This is a genomic window from uncultured Thiodictyon sp. (assembly GCF_903946935.1).
Classification (GTDB): Bacteria; Pseudomonadota; Gammaproteobacteria; order Chromatiales; family Chromatiaceae; genus Thiodictyon.
Window position 1 is genome coordinate 1 of sequence record NZ_CAJAXH010000253.1, and the last position, 16,369, is coordinate 16,369.

Below are 16,369 nucleotides of genomic sequence, written 5' to 3' on the forward strand. Positions count from 1 at the left end.
CAAACCGACTTCAAGCGAAACACAGGTTTATATTGCATCCGGACGCTTGCTTCTTCGGCAGATCTGCAATAATCAAACGCCGTATTTATTAGCCGTTAAGTAAGCCTCTATCTCAAAATGGTTCTTAGACAGCCTCTTAAAAAAGGCTGGCTTTGGCGCGGAAACCGAATCCAAAAACTTTAATAGGCCATACGTAGGCAACGAGAACGGCCAAGATGGAAAAGCCACTTGGCTTAAGACATATTTTATTGAAACATATTATGGTCACTGGGCGAGCAGCGAGTGCTTTGACGACTTGAATCCATCTTTTGTTTCCTCTCGTGCTGATCAACGTGCAGACATGATCGAAGCAATCAGCAAAGGTTCCCGAGACAGTCAAAATAGATGGCTAAGTGAATTTACTAAAGCAGTATATGAAGCCGCCAGATATATCACAGAAAACACTACAGAGGACGAAACGTATTCGCTAGATGATTTCTTTGTAACCGAAAACGAAGAAATCAACATCGAGCACTATCAAGCACGCGCTCGCGAAAAATTGCGCGGCGATATTGCGCTTGCTAGAGACCCAAGTTTTTCTGAGCGCTACAAGGCCGGATATTCCTTTCCAAAGGTCCCGCAGATGGGTGATGACTTCGATGACTTTGCCATGGACTGGAGTCGCAACCTATTTAACAAAATGCGTCGGGATAACCCACAAAACAGACTAGCCAAATTGATAAAGAAGGTTATTGAGAGAGAAGAACTGGGATCGCTTGAATCACCTCAGGCGCTACTCGACTGGCTTCGTTCGGATTGGGAAAATCTTTGTCCAGTGTTAACTGCATATCACAAATAGTGCCCAGACGGCAGGATGAGGCATAGAGAATCGAGAATTATTGAGGCAGGTCAATCCCGATCACCCCCAACACCGTAACGTGGGCAGCCACCCGCCCGGTTGCACGACGCCTGGGTTCTGGGCATCCTGCATGGTGACGGCAACCCGCGCGCCTGGTATGTCAGATCAAGCCGCATCGCCGCTTCACTGACTGCCGCCCTCCCCTTCCATCTGACCGAGCCTACAGCCAAGACACCCATGCCCTCCGATCGCAAGGCCATTGATGCCGCTACCGATGTCAGCGCCTTTCTCACGCAGGTGGCAGCGACCCCGCGCGTGGGACCGCCCGGCCGCGGAGGCCGGCTGATCTTTGCCATGGACGCCACCGCCAGCCGAGAACCGACCTGGGACCAGGCGGCGCGCATCCAGTCGGCGATGTTTGCCGATACCCGCGCGCTCGGCGGGCTCGCGGTCCAGCTCTGCTACTACCGCGGTTTCCAGGAGTTCGAGGCGACGGACTGGATCGCCGACTCGCCGACGCTCCTCAAGCGCATGAACCGGGTCTTCTGCGCGGCGGGCCTGACCCAGATCGCCCGCGTGCTGGAGCATGCCATCGCGGCGGCCGGGCACGGGCGGGTCGATGCACTGGTGTTTGTCGGCGACTGCATGGAGGAGGACCGGGAGCGCCTGGCCGATCTGGCCGGTCGGCTCGGACTGCTGCACCTGCCGGCCTTCGTCTTTCAGGAGGGGCGCGACCCGACGGCGGAGCGCAGCTTCCGGGAGATCGCGCGCCTGAGCGGCGGTGCCTGGTGCCCCTTCGATGCCAACAGCCCGGACCTGCTGCGCGACCTGCTGGCCGCGGTGGCGGTCTATGCGGCCGGCGGCCACGCGGCCCTGACCCGATACGGGCAGGCCCGCGGCGGGGCGGTGCTCCAGTTGACGCACCAGATGACCCGCCCGGGTCATAAAGGCTGAGGGCGCGATGGGCCGTCTGCTGATCCTCCCGTTCATCGCCCTCGGGGTGTTCTGGTTCCTGTACTGGTTCCGGCGCACCCCGCCGGCCCGGGTCGCCGACATCCTGCGCAAGGTCGCCATGTGGAGCCTGGTCGGCGTCCTGGTGCTGGCGGCGGCGACCGGTCGACTGAGCCCGATTTTCGCCTTCATCGGTGCATTGATCCCGGCGGCGGTCCGCCTGTTGACCTTGCTCCAGTCGGTCCCGGCCTTGCAGCGCCTGCTGCGCTCGCTCGGCATTCCACTGCCTGGGGGGATCTTCGGCGGCGCACCGGGGGCGGGTGGAACCGGAAGTACCAGCAGTGGCGGCGCCGGGGGCTCGTCCATCCGCACCCGATTCCTCGAGATGCGCCTGGAGCACGCCACCGGGGCCATGGATGGGCGGGTGCTGGAGGGCCCGTTCGTGGGCCGCGAGCTACGCGACCTGCGCCTGGATGAACTGCTGCGGATGCTGGAACTGTATCGGGAGGCGGACGCCCAGTCCGCCTCGGTCCTAGAGGCCTATCTGGACCGGGAGCGGGGGCCGGACTGGCGCACGCGCGACCCGGGTCCGGGGGCCGGGCACACCGGTGCCGGCGACGGCCCGATGAATGAGGCGGAGGCCCTGGCGATCCTGGGCCTGGAGCCGGCCGCGGACGCGGCAGCGATCCGCGACGCCCATCGCCGGCTGATGCAGCGACTACACCCGGATCGGGGCGGCTCCGGCTATCTGGCCGCCAAGATCAACGAGGCCAAACGGGTGTTGCTGAAAGCACGCGGCTGAACCGACCTCCGGCCATTGCGCCTCGGCACCCGGCCGATGCGACCCGATCACTGAGCGGTGAAGGAATGCATCAAGAGACGATCAGCAAGTGGATGGTCCTGCTCCTGACACTCGGGATCTCGGCACTCTTTCTGGCCATGATCCAGCCGTTTCTGATGGCACTGTTCCTGGCCGGGGTCGGCAGCGCCCTGGCCCAACCCCTGTTTCTGCGCCTCACCACCCTGTTCCATGGCCGCCGGGCACTGGCGTCCCTGACCTCGCTGACGCTCATGACGCTGGTGGTGCTGATCCCACTCGCCCTCCTCGTGGGCGTCCTGATCTCCCAAGCGCAGGACGTCGGCCAGTTCGCGACGGTGTGGGTGCAGGAAACGCTGGCCCAGCCCAATGAATTTATCCGGCTCCTGCACCGGATACCCTTCTACGATCAGTTGGCCCCGCACTGGGGCAAGATCGCGCAGCAGGCGGGCACGGCGACCTCGGCCGTGAGTAAGGTGGCGATGGAGGGACTGTCATCGTTCACGCTGGGGACCGTTAATTTCGTCTTCATGGTCTTCGTGTTTCTCTACAGTCTGTATTTTCTGCAAATGGACGGAGAGCAACTGGTCGACCAATGCCTCGATTACCTCCCGCTCAAGACCCACGACGAACGCGCCTTGCTGGAGAATTTCATGTCGGTGACGCGGGCCACCTTGCGGGGCTCACTGCTAATCGGACTGCTCCAAGGGAGCCTGGCAGGTATCGCGTTCGCCGTGGCCGGCATCCCCAACGCGGTCTTTTGGGGCTCGGTGATGGTGGTCCTCTCCACCATTCCCCAGGTCGGGTCCGCCCTGATCTGGCTACCGGCGACCGGCATCCTCATCATGCAGGGGCACACGGTCACGGGTCTCACCCTGGCCGCTTTCTGCGGTCTGCTGGTCGGCAGCCTGGACAACGTGCTGCGCCCCATCCTGGTGGGCAAGGACACCAAGATGCACGAGCTGATGATCTTCCTCAGCACCCTGGGCGGCCTCTTCATGTTCGGCTTCCCCGGTATCTTCATCGGGCCGGTGATCGGCTCACTGCTCGTCTCCATCTGGGCGATCTACGGGATCGCCTTCGCCGCCCCGCTGCGGGCGGTCGACGGGGTCGTGGATGGCCCGGCGGAGTCGCAACCGGTCTGCGCCCCCGCCGATCCGCAGACGTCCGGGGCAGACCCGCACCAGCCGCAGCGGATCAGTCCGTCGCCGCTCACCGCGACAGCCGGTCCAGCAGGCCGAACAGCGCCACCCTGAGTTGCGCATAGTCCGCGGGCGTGACGGCCAGCAACTGCGCGGCGGTCTGGACATAGGGTCCGGGGACCATCTCATCGGCGCAGACCTCGCACAGCGCCGCGATACTCTCAGGCGTGAACTCCAGATGGAACTGGAGGGCGAGCACTCGCCCGTCGTACAAAAACGCCTGCTGTTCGCAGGCGACGCTGCGGGCCAGCTGCAGCGCACCCGCTGGCAGGTCGAAGGTGTCGCCGTGCCACTGAAAGACCTGGAACACCGGCGGCAGAAAGCCGCAGAGCGCCGATGCCTGTCCGGCCGCCGTCAGCTCGATCGGCAGCCAGCCGATCTCCGCCTCGCGGTTGCGATAGACCCGAGCGCCCAGCGCTGCGGCAATCAATTGGGCCCCGAGACAGACGCCGACGACGGTCTTGCCGGCCTCGATACTGCGCCGGATCAGGGCCTTCTCCGCCACCAGCCAGGGGTGCTCGGACTCGTCATGCACCCCCATGGGGCCGCCCATAACTACCAGCCAATCGTAGGACGCGGGGTCGGGCGGCAGCACCCCGGCATACAGCGGGGTCATCGTCAGGGAGTGACCCCGGTCAGCGGCCCAGTCGGCGATACCGCAGGGACCTTCGAAGGGTGCGTGGAGCAGGCAATTGATGTGCATGGTCAAGGACTCGCGGGGGTCGGAAACTGGTTGAGAACGGCTCAATACCCAGGCGTGTCGCGCATCAGGGCGTTGGCGCGATACAGCCCCACCAGGGTCTTGGCGTCGGTGATGGTGCCATCGTTGCACCAGTCTAGGGCCTCACGCAACGCCACCCAATGGACCTCCATGACCTCGTCGCACTCGCGGGCGTGGTCAGCGATCGCCAAGTCGCGCGCCAACCACAGATGGATGACCTCGGTGAAGACCCCGGGAGAGCTGTGTATGAAACCGAGCCCGGTCCAGTCCCGGGCGGTCACGCCCGCCTCTTCGGCCAACTCCCGGGTCGCCGTCGTCAAGGGGGATTCGCCGGGGTCGAGCTTGCCCGCCGGCAGTTCCCACAACCAACCGTCGCCGGCGTGGCGGTACTGACGCAGCAGGCAGACCCGCTGTTGCTCGTCCAGGGCCACCGCCGCCGCGCCACCGGGGTGACGGACGATCTCCAGGTCCACCCGGTTACCGTTGGGCAGTTCCACGGTCTCCAGGCCGACGTCGATGACGCGCCCCCGAAAGATCGGCTCGCGTTGAAGGATCGGTGTTGCGCTCATGACGGTCACTCGTTGCGTTTTTTTGGAACCCGACCCGTGACGTCGGGCCAAGACTGGACTCAAGTGCCTAAACTAGTCGCCGCCGGGCTATCTCACAAGCGTTCTAACACCTGTGCCGCGGCAGCGGCGACGGGGCAAGCCTTTACCACTAGAGCCCCAGGCACATCCCGTGGTAGACCCTGTTACAATCGGCCAAATCGGGCACAATCGCCAACCAGCGGGTGAAGCGAACTCAGGGATTACCGCCGCCTTTTCGATGCGCATCCAGCCGCATTGAGAGCGCACCGCAGTCCTTGACCAGCCCCGTGCGTCGCGACTCGTTGCGGCGGAATGCAACCGGATAATCATGAACCTAACGCGTTCTAATACGCTCGCAAGCCTGCCGCGCCGACCCAAGGTCTTGGTGGTGGACAGCGAGCCAACGCGCTCACAGGGCGCGGGTTATGGCATCGGGACCGACTGTGAGGTCTACACGGCCGCCGACGGTTCGACCACCATCGCACTCTGTACTCAGGCGCCGCCCGACCTGCTGTTGCTCGACGATGAGGTGCCAGGAACCGACGCGTTGCAACTCCTGGGACAACTCAAGTCATCACAGTCCCTGCGGGATATTCCGGTGATCTTGATCACCGCACACACCGATAGCGACCAAGAAACCGCTTATCTCGATGCCGGCGCAGTCGACTTCGTCACCAAACCGGTCAACCCCAGCGTGTTACGCTCGCGGGTAACCACCCATCTGCTGCTTCAATTCCAATCGGACCAATTGCGTACCATGGCCTTCCGCGATCGGCTCACCGGGGCCTACAGCCGGCGCTATTTCGAGGAGCAGATCGGTATCGAGTGCGGACGCGCCCAACGCGATGGCACCGCCTTGTCGCTGCTGTTGATCGCGATCGATCACTTCAGTGCCTACCACGACTATTACGGACCCCAGGCGGGCGAGGATGCGCTGCGCCTGGTGGCCCGGATACTGGAATCGCAACTGCACCGCCCGGGCGATCTCGTGGCCCGCTACAGCGACGAACAATTCGTCTGCCTGCTGCCCGTGACCGATTTCGAGCCGACGATGCAACTCGGCGAGAAGGTCGAGAAGGCGGTGCGGGCCCGTGGCATCGGTCACGCCTCGTCCGCGGCCGCACCGGTGGTGACGGTCAGTATCGGTGTCGCCACCCGCCGACGCGCGACCGACGGCGGGGCCGAGGCCTTCCTGCGATTGGCCGACGAACAGCTCGGCCAGGCCAAGGCGCGCGGTGGCGGGCGGGTGTCCGGCAAGGTGCTCAATCGGACATAGATCGCGTCAGGGGTATGTTTTGAACGCATTGATCATCGATGACGCGGCCGATACCCGGCTCTACGTGCGGGCACTACTCGAGGCCTGGGGCTATAACGCGTTTGACGCGGCGGATGGACTCGAGGGCCTGGAGCGCATGCGCGAGGCGACCATCGAGCTGGTCATCTGCGACTGGATGATGCCGCGGATGTCGGGCCTGGAGTTCTGCAAGGCGGCACGCGCGGCGGGCTTCAAACACTATATCTATATACTTTTACTGACTGCGCGTTCCGACAAATCGGACCTGCTCGAGGGCCTGAACGCCGGCGCCGACGACTTTCTCTCCAAACCGGTCGACTCCAAGTTGCTGCGCGCCCGGCTGCGGGTGGCCGAGCGGATACTCACGGTCCAGGGCCAGCTCGCGGACCAGAATCGGACGCTGCGGCAATCGCGCGAGCGACTGCAACAGGCCTATAACCAAATCCAGCGCGATTTGACCTCGGCGGCCCGCATCCAGCGTCAGATGCTACCCCCGGCGGATCGGCTGGTCGCGCCGTTCCGCACCGAGTCGCTGTTTCTGCCCGCCGCGCAAGTCTCGGGCGATAGCTTCAATTTCTTTCAGCTCAGCGAGGACCTGATCGGCTTCTACCTATTCGATGTCTCCGGTCACGGGGTCCAGGCGGCGCTGTTTTCGGCGCGACTCAACGCGTCCCTGATGCCCACCGCCGCGTCGCACCGTAGCCTGGCCGAGCTCGGCACACCGGCCGCCGGGTTTCCCGGTCCCGGCCCCTTCCTGTCCGAGGTGAACACCCGCTGGATCGATCCAGACGCGGAGTTCGAGAACTATGCCACCATCGCCTATGGCACCATCGACAAACACTCCGGGGAGGCACAGATCGTGCTTGCCGGTCATCCGCCCCCACTGATTTTACGCAATTGCGGCGCGATCGAAACACTGGATGCCGGCGGCCTACCCTTCGGCATGTTTCCGGATGTAGACTACGTGTCGCAGCCGGTGGTCCTCAACGCGGGCGATCGGCTGATCTTGTATTCCGATGGGGTAACCGAGTGCGGCAACCCGCAAGGCGAGCTCTTCGGCGTCGAGCGTATGCAATCGGCGCTGGCCGCCAGCGCCGGCGATAACCGCTTGGGGTTGACGCGTGAGCTGGAGGCGCAGCTGCAACACTGGAGCGGAACGCTCGATTTCGATGACGATATTTCGGTCTTGGTACTGGAACGGGATAGCGAATCATGATGACAGGGGCGACCACGCTGACCTTGGATAGCGACCCGGCGGGGCTTGCCGACATCCAACTGCGCGTGGACGGGCTGTGCCGCGACGCCGGATGTGACAGCCACAGCACCTTCCAACTCACCTTGGTCGTCATTGAGGCGGTCACCAACTGCATCAAACACGGTTATCGGGGCGAGCCGGGGCACCTGATCACCATCGATTGGCGCCATACCGACGACTGCATCGAGATTGAAATACGCGATCGCGGCGTGCCGCTGCCGGCCGATGTCCTGAGCCGCACGACCATGCCCCCGCCCGAAGCCGAGGGTGGGCGCGGCTGGCCCATGATTCTGGCCTGGACCGATTCGGCCCACATCGACCGTATCGGCGATGAGAATGTGTTAAACCTGACACGGCGATGTTAAAGGCGCTACCTCCGACCTCGCCGCTGAACCGCCTATTTTTTGAGCAGGAGTATTTCGATGGCATTAGAACATGAGAGCCGCGATGGCATCGATGTCGTCCGGTTGCCCGACCGGCTGCTGATGGCCGATGCGGCCGATGCCCGGACCCAATTGAAGGAGATCCTGACCGGTGGCAACGGTCGCATGATCCTCGACCTGACGCGGACTGAGTTTATGGACTCCAGCGCCTGTGGGGCGCTGGTCGGCAGCCTGCAAACGGCCCGCAAGCAAGGCGGCGATGTCTATCTGTTCGGCATGAGTAACAACGTCCGTGCGCTGTTTGAACTGACCCGGCTGCACACGGTGTTTCAGATCTTCGACGATGAGGCCGCGGCACTGCGAGCCATGCATTGACACCCGGCGTTACCCCAGGGTGACCTAGCGGCCAGCCCCAGGGCATGAAGCGTGCGTACACCGACGATTATTGGCATCGCGGGCGGCAGCGGCTCGGGCAAGACCACCTTTGCCTTCATGCTGCGGGACTGGCTGGGGCCGGCTCGCTGCTCTATTCTGCACCAGGATGCCTATTATCGCGACCAGAGCGACGCATTTGACTGCGATGGCGGTAGCGTTAATTTCGATCACCCCGACGCCATCGATTTTGACTTGCTGTCCGGGCATTTAGAGGAGCTGCGCGGGGGCCGCCCGATTGCCGTTCCGGTTTATGATTATCACAGTCATCGGCGCTTGCGGGAGACCCACGCCCTGGCGCCCTGTCCGGTGACGATCGTGGAGGGCCTGCTGATTCTGGCACACCCGTTGGTGCGCGCGAACTGCGATACCAAGGTGTTTATCGAGACCGCAGAGCGGGTTCGCTTTGCGCGCCGACTGGCCCGCGATACCCGTGAGCGCGGACGGGACCCGGCGGGCGTCGAGCAACAGTTTCTGGCACAGGTCAAACCGATGCATGACCGCTTTGTCGAGCCCTCCAAGGAATACGCTGATCGGGTGTATTCGGGAGAGGCGTCAATGGAGCCCAGTATTCGCGACCTCATCGCTGCAATCGGGGGCGTCAATTGACCGATGGCGCAACCACCGGACGGCCGAACCTGATGAGCGCCAGCGCGCACCGGCATGACGACCGTTGTTGGTTTACCACATAAGGGGCTGCAACCGATGGCAAAATCCGCACCAGTGATCCCCGGTCCGCTCGGCAACTCTCGCCGCGGTCGCTGGTTGTCCGGTGTGCGGCGCCGCGCCCATCCGACGCTCGCCTTGCTGAACAATGTGCTGCCCCGGGCCCTGGATATTGCGGCCAGCGCTACGCTGCTGGTCCTGCTGTCGCCGCTCCTGCTGGCACGCGCCTGGTGGAGCCGGCACCAGACCGGCGCGATCCTCACCGCCACCCCGCTGATTGGCCGCTTTCAGACACCATTCCAACGCCTGTCATTCGCCGGCACCGGCCGCTTTCGTACACTTGCGGTCTGGCTCAACATCGTGCGGGGCGAGATGGCCATCGTTGGTCCACGCCCCTTGCGGGCAGAAGAGGCGGCCGCGGTTCCGGTCGAAGACCTGGTGCGCTTTATCGTACGACCAGGTTTGATCTCACCATTCGGCATTCGCAGCCGCATCGGTCTGGCGCATGAGCGCGAGTCGGCATTGGATCGCGATCAGGTCTACGGTCAAACACTCAAGGGCGATTTGGGCCTGGCGGCGCGCTCGGTCGTGTCCAGCGCGCTTGGCGGCGGCGGTGCCGCGCGGGAGATGCCACCGGTGATCAATTTCTTCGGCATCCCCGTGGTCAACACCACCATGACCGAGGCGGTCGACTGGGTCATCGCCAACGCCCAGGGGACTACTCGCAGGCTGATGGCCTTCGTCAATCCCGATTGCCTCAATATCGCCTGGAAGGATGCGACCTACCGCGGCGTGCTGCTCGACGCGGATCGCGTATTGCCCGACGGGATCGGCATCCACCTGGGTTGTCGCATGCTCGGCCTGGCGCTGCGGGCCAACGTCAACGGCACCGACCTGTTTCCGCTACTCTGCGAGGCGGCGGCGCGCGCGGGGCTGCCGATCTATTTGCTGGGCGCGCGGCCGGGGGTGGCACAGGCGGCGGCGGACAACATGGTCAAACGCTACCCGACGCTCATGATCGCCGGCACGCGAGACGGCTTTTTTTCTGCCGAGGAGGAGTCGTCCGTGGTCCACGCCATTAGCCAGTCAGGGGCGCGGATACTGCTTGTGGCCTTCGGTGTACCCCGTCAGGAGGTGTGGCTCCATCGCTGGCGTGAGCGGCTGGCGCCGCCGGTGTGCATGGGTGTCGGCGGGCTGTTCGACTTCTACTCCGGTCGCATCCCGCGCGCACCGGTGTGGATGCGCGAAATCGGCCTGGAATGGCTGTACCGACTGATCCAGGAGCCCGGGCGGATGTGGCGGCGTTATGTGATCGGCAACCCGCTCTTTTTGCTGCGCGTGAGGCAGCAGGCGCAGCACCCGGAACGCTTTACTCTGCCCAGCGCGGACGGCGAACGGCACGCCCCGCCGCCCCCAGATAACTCGCACCCATCATAGAGGTGGCACAGCTATGATCGAAAAGACCCGCGAACAAGCATTACGCGAGTTGATACTCGAACGCTACGGACGCATCGAGCAAGCGGCGTTCAAGCATCGCTGGCGGTTCTATCTCAAACGTGCCGGCTGGGTCGGCGTGGTCCAAGGGGCCTACCTGATCAAGCGGGTCTTCGATATCGTCAGCGCCGCGATTCTTATGGTGCTCCTGATCCCGGTGTTTCTGGGCGTGGCGATTGCCATCCGGCTGGAAGACCCCGGACCCATCCTATTCAAGCAGACGCGCGTGGGGCGCTGGGGGGGCTTGTTCACGATGTGGAAATTTCGCTCCATGTATACCGATGCAGAGAAGCGAAAGCAGGAGCTGATGGCCAACAACGAGATGCAAGGCGGGGTCATTTTCAAGATGAAGAACGACCCGCGCGTCACCAAGGTCGGCCGTATTATCCGCAAGACCTCCATCGACGAGCTGCCGCAGCTCTGGAATGTGATCAAGGGCGACATGTCCTTGGTGGGTCCCCGCCCCCCCGTCCCCCAAGAGGTGGACCAATACTCGCTGTCGGATCGCCGACGCCTGGAGGTGATCCCGGGCATCACCTGCATCTGGCAGATCTCGGGGCGCTCCGAGATTCCATTCGATCAGCAGGTGGAGCTGGACGCCCAGTACATCCAGTCCCAATCATTCTTGACCGACCTCAAGATCCTGCTAAAGACGGTCCCCGCCCTACTGTTCGGTACGGGCGCTTATTAAGGAGCACAGGACACATGCGCGCACTCATCTTTGCCGATCGCGTGGGTCTCGAGCTCGCGCCACTGACAGAAAAACTGGCGGTCCCGCTGCTACCGGTGGCCGGCAAGGAGCTGCTGATCTATACCATCGAGGACTTGGTGGGCGCCGGCATCCGCGATCTGGTGGTGGTCGCCACCGCTCATGGCGAACAGACCGGCGCCAGCACCCTGGGGGACGGTCAGCGCTGGGGGGCCACGATACGCTATGTGCTGAGTCGCGGCGAAGAGCAACCCGCTACCGTCTGGTCGCGCCTCAGTCTGGCCGACGCCGAGGCGGTGCTGGCGTTACGCGGCGACCTGCTGCGCTCCCCCGTCACGAGCGAATTTCTCCAGCAGGCGCAGGGTAAGACCGGCACCTCGGCCTTCTGCGAGGCGGGTGAGGACCCCCGCGGCAGTTTGTTACTGCTGCGCCCCGGCGCTCCGGCCCCCGGCGACTTGCTCGACTGCCTGAGTTGGGACCAGCCCAAACCATTGCCAACCGCGGGCGGTTGCGTTGGCGCCCACTGGAGCCTCAACTGTCTGGATGGCCTTGCCGCCTTCCATCGGGCCAATCTCGACCTCCTCGCCGGCCGTATCCCGGGGCTTGCAATTGCCGGGCGGACCGTCGCGCTCGGCCTGTTCGCTGGCCGCAAGGCCTCGGTCATGCCCAAGAGCCTCCGGCAGGGGATGGCCTATGTCGGCGCGAACAGCCGCGTGCATCCGGAGGCAGAGCTGCTGGGCGAGGTGGTCATCGGCGACGACGTGGTGGTCGACCGCGCGGCCACGATCCGCAACAGTGTGATTTTTCCACGCACCTATGTGGGCGAATTGGTGGAGATCAGCAATGCCATCGTCGCCAACAACTATCTGATACGGGTCGATACCGGCGCCTTGCTCAAGATCGACGAGGCCTTCCTGCTCGGCAGCCTGGGCGCGGCCGAGGGTCGGGCGCCAGTGTCGCTCTGGGACCGGCTGATGGCGGTGTTGCTGCTCATCCTCTCGGCTCCGCTGTGGCCCATTGCCGCCGCGGCGGCGGCACTGGCGGGCGGGGGCCGACTAATGGTGACTGGCGAGCGCATGGGTAACCGTGCGGACGCCGGCACAGCGGTCTTCACCGAGCGCTGCTGGAATACCGAAATTCCGGTGTTGCGTCACCTGCCCAGGCTGCTGGCCGTGATTGCGGGTCACCTGCGCCTGGTCGGCGTCTCCCCCCTGACACCCGCCGAGGATGCCACCCGCACCGAGGACTGGCAACGGGTCCGTGACCAGTCGCCGGTGGGCCTGTTGGGACCCACCCAGATCGACTTGACTGACGACGCCCCGCTGGATGAGCGCCTGTTGAGCGACGCCTTTTATGCCCGATCGCAGAGTTGGAAAAAGGATACAGGCTACCTGCTGCGGGGTCTGATGAGCCTGTTCGACGGCAAGGGCTGGCGCCGCGGCCGCGCGGCGGGGGAATAGCCAATGGAACAGCACACCGGCTTCAACCCCCAGGTCGCCATAGCCATGCGCTCATACAACGACCGGGCGGTCATTCGCGGAACCCTGGAGATGATCCAGCGGCAGGGCTACCGCAACTTCGTGCTCTGGAACTTCGACTCGAGCTCGACCGACGGCACCTTGGACATCATCAAAGAATTCAACGAGGCATCGCACATCCGCCGCAACGACTCGGCGGCCTATAACCCCGGCACCGTACTCAACGAGGCCGTGCGCACGGTGGGGGGCGAGGTGGTGGTGTTCCTCAACTCAGACGCCACGCCCGAGCGGGAGGACTGGCTGGCGCAGCTCATCGCCCCGCTCGCCGACCCCGCCGTAGGCGCAGTCTACGGTCGCCAGACCGCCCGACCCGATTGCCGTTCGCTCTTTGTCAAGGACACTGAACGGGCATTCGGTGACGGACTAGAGGCCGCCAAGTGGGTCCATTTCTTCTCCATGGCCAATTGCGCGGTCCGGCGCGATGTACTGGAGCGCTTTGCCTTCGAGACCCGCGTTCAATACTCGGAGGACATCGAGTGGTCGTACCGGCTGCGCCAAGCTGGACTCAAGATCCATTACGTGGCCGCGGCTGCCGCCACCCATTCACACAATTACACCTTGCGCCAGTCCTTCAAGCGTCAATTCGGTGAGGGCAAGGCGGACGCCTGGATCTTCCGCAGCGGCGAACTCAACACCTCCTTCATCCGCTACTGCCTGCTCCCCTTCGGCATGGAGGTGGTGCGCGATCTGAAGTGGGCCGCCCAGCGGCGCTCATGGGACGCGCTCATTCATACCATCCCCCTGCGCGCCGTCCAGAAATGGGGCCGCTGGCGCGGGCAACTCGACGGACAGAAGGCCTATGGCACTCACTGAAACAGGGATCGCACCGGCCCGCCGCGACCGCTATACCCTGGATGGCGATGCGGCGGTCGAGACGCGGATTGCCCGCGACCAGTTGCTGATCGCCCAGGCCGTCACCGCGCTGTTGGCGCCACCCGGCTTCCGCGCCTTGGTGCTCATGGGCGGCTATGGCCGCGGGGAAGGCGGCTATTGCCTGCGCAACGGGCAACCCCAGGCGTACAACGACTACGATTATTTCGTCGTCGTGCGCGACCTCGACCAGGCCCAACGCAAGGCATTGCAACAGGCATTGGCGCGGCAGGCCAAGGCGCTGGAGCACGAGGTGGGGGTCGATGTGGACTTCGCCCTGCTGCGCGAGGACCAATTGCCCACGGCCGAATACTCACTGATGAATGCCGAGATGATTTGGGGCCACCGGGTCGTGGCTGGCGACGCGAATGTGCTCGCCGCCATGCCGGCCATGCCCTTGCGCACCGTGCCGTTGGGTGAGTTCACGCGGCTGTTGCTCAATCGCGGCGCCCTGCTCCTGATGAACCAGCGGCGGCTGGCGAACGGTGAGACGCTCAACGCCGCCGAGCAGGAGGTCTTTTTCAAGTACCTGTTCAAGGCCATTCTGGCCTGCGGCGATACCCGCCTGGCCGGCAACCGCTCCTATCACCCCTCGTATGTGGAGAAGGCCAAGTTACTCAACGCGCTGGACTGGCCCGGGCAGGCTGCGTTCATGGACCTCTATCGCCAGGCGCGTGACAACAAGTTTCATCCGGACTATGGCCGTTATGCGGCAGAGGACGCGGCGGCCTGGCAACAGCGGGTGGTCGGCATCTGGCTGGAGACCCTGTCCTGGTTCGAGACAGTGCGCACCGGCAAGCCCATCGGCGACTGGACTGCCTATTGCGCGCCCGCCATCCCCAAGGGTCAGGGCGGCCAGTCCTGGGGCGGATTGCGCAATGCCGCCATTACCCTGCGCGACTTCGGTCTGGCGGAACTGCTGCGCCAACCGCGCTGGTCGTTGCGCTACCCCAGAGAGCGATTGATTTCGACGCTCCCGTGGCTCTTGTTGAATCCGGGCACCGGCCTGCCTCCAGCACCGGCCGCGGCACTGTCAGTGCCGGTGGGCACCCCCTGGCCGGAGGCGACCGCAACCTTCCTGAAATGGTGGGGACGGTATGCGTGATGCCGTCGGAATGGCTCACGCCAAGACGCCAAGCGCGCCAAGAATGTCTCAGCGGCAACAAATTTCCTTCAGCGCACCTTGACGGGTCTTGGGTCGTGTACTAATCTTCCTCCCAATTGTCTCTTGGTGTAAATGAGGTGACAGACCACCTTTAATTCTTCGCGCTCTGCACTGCGTCTTTAGGCGATATGCCGGCTGGCGTTCGCGAATTTAAATGCTCTGAGACGGACAGGTGAGCGCAGGTCTACGGAATGAAGATCCTCTATCTCGATGTATGCACGCTGTGCCGCCCCTTCCCCCGACGCTCGCTCTGAAGCATTGGACTAAGATTCCGGCTAGTATGGATTGGAAACATGAAGTTCGATTGGGGCGAAGAAAAAGCCACGCGGAACCTTGCGAAGCACGGTGTCTCTTTCGATGAAGCCGTAAGCGTTTTCGATGATCCACTTTACATTGATTTTTTTGATCCAGAACATTCGGACAGAGAACATCGATATATCAGAGTCGGATGCTCAGAGCGGCGACGCATCCTCGTGGTGTCATATACTGAACGCGGGAGCGCGATCCGCCTGATTAGCGCACGACCCGCGACCAACAAGGAGCGGCAAGCTTATGAAGAAAAATAAGAAACCGGTAGATGATCTTTTGCCCGAGTATGACTTGAAGAGTCTCCGCGTTAGGAAATTCGGGCCGGATCGCAGTTCGTTTCCACAACATGGTGTGGTTCTTGCGCCGGATGTTGCGTCTGCTTTTCCGGACTCGAACTCGGTGAACGAGGCGTTACGCTTTCTTATGAGAGTCACAAAAGAAGGCGAAAGGGTCTCGTCTGCCAACATAAACAATCGTTCGTGACGGCCAGTTCCGATTGTTTTTCTTCTCTCGCGAGGAGACCCGCATCCATGTCCACGTTGCGCACCCAAATGGGGAAGCGAAATTCTGGCTGACGCCATCGCTACACTTGGCAGTAAATATCGGACTTTCAAAAATGCAAATTTATCAAGCGCAAGCCGTCGTTGAAGCCCATATTAAGGAGATTCAAGATGCCTGGCATCGCCACTTTGGCTGCTGAAGTCACCAATGTATCTAAGCATTGCTTCTGGCTTTTGCTGGATGATGAGCGATTGGCTATGCAGTTCTCAGAGTTTCCGTGGTTTAAATCCGCAACCATTGAACAACTCTGCGAGATTGAACGTCCAACGGAAAACCATCTATATTGGCCAGAACTTGACGTTGATCTTTCGGTTGAATCAATTCGCAAGCCTGAAGATTTCCCTCTGATCTCGAAGATTTCGGCATGATGGGAAAAACGGCTAAGCTCAATTGTGAAACTAAATAATGGGAAAAAGGGGAAAAAGCAGGAGAAAAACGGGCCAGTGCGGCTTGGCAATGTCGCGTAGTCTAGTGGGTGCAAATCCCACCTGGGTAATCGTGAGCCGCGAGCCCAGTATCGAGCCTTGCGGCGCGAACGGTAACGGACGCGTCGATGCGTAGGCACGAAAGCAGGCGA

At 62.8% G+C, this 16,369-nt stretch carries 19 protein-coding genes; 17 read left to right on the forward strand and 2 right to left on the reverse strand.

Features of this window, described 5'->3' with window-relative positions; all coding sequences use genetic code 11:
• Nucleotides 1–340 precede the first annotated feature (340 nt).
• The 4 genes from QZX93_RS22315 (at nucleotide 341) to QZX93_RS22330 (ending at nucleotide 3,862) form a co-directional block, all read left to right on the forward strand.
• A complete protein-coding gene (locus QZX93_RS22315) occupies nucleotides 341–838 on the forward strand; it encodes a hypothetical protein (protein ID WP_295383847.1) in 498 nt (165 codons plus the stop codon).
• Between the two features lie 237 nt (nucleotides 839–1,075).
• Nucleotides 1,076–1,792, forward strand: coding sequence for a VWA domain-containing protein (locus QZX93_RS22320; RefSeq protein WP_295383862.1), 717 nt, complete (start codon nucleotides 1,076–1,078; stop codon nucleotides 1,790–1,792).
• Between the two features lie 7 nt (nucleotides 1,793–1,799).
• Nucleotides 1,800–2,591: a molecular chaperone DnaJ gene (locus QZX93_RS22325; RefSeq protein WP_295383848.1), complete on the forward strand. Its 792-nt coding sequence runs from the start codon at nucleotides 1,800–1,802 to the stop codon at nucleotides 2,589–2,591.
• A gap of 65 nt (nucleotides 2,592–2,656) precedes the next feature.
• Nucleotides 2,657–3,862: an AI-2E family transporter gene (locus tag QZX93_RS22330; RefSeq protein WP_295383849.1), complete on the forward strand. Its 1,206-nt coding sequence runs from the start codon at nucleotides 2,657–2,659 to the stop codon at nucleotides 3,860–3,862.
• On the opposite strand, the gene QZX93_RS22335 is transcribed toward QZX93_RS22330, so the two are convergent.
• Both QZX93_RS22335 and QZX93_RS22340 read right to left on the reverse strand, forming a co-directional pair.
• On the reverse strand, nucleotides 3,819–4,511 hold the full coding sequence (locus QZX93_RS22335) for a type 1 glutamine amidotransferase (RefSeq protein ID WP_295383850.1): 693 nt from the start codon (nucleotides 4,509–4,511) through the stop codon (nucleotides 3,819–3,821). The two genes, QZX93_RS22330 and QZX93_RS22335, sit on opposite strands and share 44 nt — an antisense overlap.
• A 41-nt stretch (nucleotides 4,512–4,552) precedes the next feature.
• Nucleotides 4,553–5,098 carry an NUDIX hydrolase gene (locus QZX93_RS22340; protein ID WP_295383851.1) on the reverse strand — a complete coding sequence of 182 codons (546 nt, stop codon included), beginning with the start codon at nucleotides 5,096–5,098 and terminating at the stop codon, nucleotides 4,553–4,555.
• 346 nt (nucleotides 5,099–5,444) lie between these two features.
• Between QZX93_RS22340 and QZX93_RS22345 the strand changes: the two genes are divergently transcribed.
• The 13 genes from QZX93_RS22345 to QZX93_RS22405 all read left to right on the forward strand — a co-directional run bounded on the left by QZX93_RS22345 (nucleotide 5,445) and on the right by QZX93_RS22405 (nucleotide 16,160).
• Nucleotides 5,445–6,392, forward strand: coding sequence for a diguanylate cyclase (locus QZX93_RS22345; RefSeq protein ID WP_295383852.1), 948 nt, complete (start codon nucleotides 5,445–5,447; stop codon nucleotides 6,390–6,392).
• 19 nt (nucleotides 6,393–6,411) lie between these two features.
• The gene (locus QZX93_RS22350) at nucleotides 6,412–7,626 is read left to right on the forward strand and encodes a SpoIIE family protein phosphatase (protein ID WP_295383853.1); all 1,215 of its coding nucleotides are present in this window, start codon (nucleotides 6,412–6,414) and stop codon (nucleotides 7,624–7,626) included.
• On the forward strand, nucleotides 7,623–8,030 hold the full coding sequence (locus QZX93_RS22355) for an ATP-binding protein (RefSeq protein WP_295383854.1): 408 nt from the start codon (nucleotides 7,623–7,625) through the stop codon (nucleotides 8,028–8,030). The genes QZX93_RS22350 and QZX93_RS22355 overlap by 4 nt, the downstream gene beginning before the upstream one ends.
• A 57-nt stretch (nucleotides 8,031–8,087) precedes the next feature.
• On the forward strand, nucleotides 8,088–8,423 hold the full coding sequence (locus tag QZX93_RS22360) for an STAS domain-containing protein (RefSeq protein ID WP_295383855.1): 336 nt from the start codon (nucleotides 8,088–8,090) through the stop codon (nucleotides 8,421–8,423).
• 51 nt (nucleotides 8,424–8,474) lie between these two features.
• Entirely contained in the window at nucleotides 8,475–9,089 is a 615-nt protein-coding gene (gene udk, locus QZX93_RS22365) for a uridine kinase (RefSeq protein WP_295383856.1), read from the forward strand.
• A 96-nt stretch (nucleotides 9,090–9,185) separates the two neighbouring features.
• Entirely contained in the window at nucleotides 9,186–10,583 is a 1,398-nt protein-coding gene (locus QZX93_RS22370; protein ID WP_295383857.1) for a WecB/TagA/CpsF family glycosyltransferase, read from the forward strand.
• Nucleotides 10,584–10,596: 13 nt separating this feature from the next.
• Entirely contained in the window at nucleotides 10,597–11,331 is a 735-nt protein-coding gene (locus QZX93_RS22375; protein ID WP_295383858.1) for an exopolysaccharide biosynthesis polyprenyl glycosylphosphotransferase, read from the forward strand.
• 14 nt (nucleotides 11,332–11,345) lie between these two features.
• Nucleotides 11,346–12,809, forward strand: a complete 1,464-nt coding sequence (locus tag QZX93_RS22380) for an NDP-sugar synthase (protein ID WP_295383859.1) — start codon at nucleotides 11,346–11,348, stop codon at nucleotides 12,807–12,809.
• 3 nt (nucleotides 12,810–12,812) lie between these two features.
• Complete coding sequence (locus QZX93_RS22385; protein WP_295383860.1) at nucleotides 12,813–13,700, forward strand: glycosyltransferase; 888 nt, start codon at nucleotides 12,813–12,815, stop codon at nucleotides 13,698–13,700.
• A complete protein-coding gene (locus tag QZX93_RS22390) occupies nucleotides 13,687–14,862 on the forward strand; it encodes a hypothetical protein (RefSeq protein ID WP_295394952.1) in 1,176 nt (391 codons plus the stop codon). Before QZX93_RS22385 ends, QZX93_RS22390 begins: the two co-directional genes overlap by 14 nt.
• A 353-nt stretch (nucleotides 14,863–15,215) precedes the next feature.
• Entirely contained in the window at nucleotides 15,216–15,488 is a 273-nt protein-coding gene (locus QZX93_RS22395; protein WP_295394953.1) for a BrnT family toxin, read from the forward strand.
• A 239-nt stretch (nucleotides 15,489–15,727) separates the two neighbouring features.
• A complete protein-coding gene (locus tag QZX93_RS22400; RefSeq protein WP_295394954.1) occupies nucleotides 15,728–15,931 on the forward strand; it encodes a DUF4160 domain-containing protein in 204 nt (67 codons plus the stop codon).
• Nucleotides 15,903–16,160, forward strand: a complete 258-nt coding sequence (locus tag QZX93_RS22405) for a DUF2442 domain-containing protein (protein WP_295394955.1) — start codon at nucleotides 15,903–15,905, stop codon at nucleotides 16,158–16,160. The genes QZX93_RS22400 and QZX93_RS22405 overlap by 29 nt, the downstream gene beginning before the upstream one ends.
• The last annotated feature ends 209 nt before the right edge of the window (nucleotides 16,161–16,369 follow it).